Below are 756 nucleotides of genomic sequence, written 5' to 3' on the forward strand. Positions count from 1 at the left end.
GTCTATTCTTACACTGCAGAAAAAATGATATATAACGAAACATGCACTGCAAATTGGGTAATTTTTAATGACCAGGGACGAGCAAATCTTACCATCGACTTTATGTTTAACAAAAAAAATAAAACAGGAACTGTTGCGTTGAGTGGAACCTGGCAACAAGGTAACAGAGAAAGTAAATCAATACGGCGAAATATTGAATACACATGGATTGAAAACTATGACACAGCCCATTTAACATCAAAGAAAGTTAATAAGTTTGAGATTATGGATCAAGTTGATGATGATAGACTTGAACAACTTATTCCTGATTTTTATGTCTTTCCAGAAAAAAGTGTAAGCTATAATATACTAAAGCAAGGTAAGCATGCTTTTATTTTGAGCATTGGTAACAGAGCAATAATGCATTGTGCAAGGTAAACTAAAATAGATAACAAAAAGATGGAACCTCGTTAATCATAAAACAATAAAATTAAATATTCTCGCAGTATATGGCAGTCTAAAGCATCAAAGTTTTGATCAACATCTTTCATTTTAGACATCTCCTTGCAATGTAAAATATCATGTATCAACAACATCTGGTGCAAATCCATGAGTCGAACTCGACATTCATCTTAGCTCGATTATTATTCCTTCGTACAGTCGATGTAAACAATACAGAAAGAGGATTATTAAGAACCAGTTTACTCAGTGAATCAATAGAGGAAAGGATTAACGTTTCTTTAAAAGAATTAATTTCATCATCTGTTAAACTAAACT

The 756-nt window shown here is 32.0% G+C and carries 2 protein-coding genes and 1 pseudogene; 1 reads left to right on the plus strand and 2 read right to left on the minus strand.

Annotated elements, in window-relative coordinates:
• Window positions 1-417, plus strand: a 417-nt coding sequence (yqeJ, locus tag E0D98_RS25120; protein ID WP_240723779.1) for a protein YqeJ, incomplete at its 5' end; no start/stop codon positions are given.
• Between the two features lie 32 nt (window positions 418-449).
• On the opposite strand, the gene E0D98_RS25125 is transcribed toward yqeJ, so the two are convergent.
• Together E0D98_RS25125 and yqeK are read right to left on the minus strand one after the other, a co-directional pair.
• Window positions 450-530: a hypothetical protein gene (locus tag E0D98_RS25125; protein WP_000655821.1), complete on the minus strand. Its 81-nt coding sequence runs from the start codon at window positions 528-530 to the stop codon at window positions 450-452.
• Between the two features lie 35 nt (window positions 531-565).
• Window positions 566-756: pseudogene (yqeK, locus tag E0D98_RS25130) on the minus strand (protein YqeK); the annotation flags it as partial.

The organism is Escherichia sp. KCJ4928, assembly GCF_004352695.1.
GTDB lineage: Bacteria > Pseudomonadota > Gammaproteobacteria > Enterobacterales > Enterobacteriaceae > ECMA0423.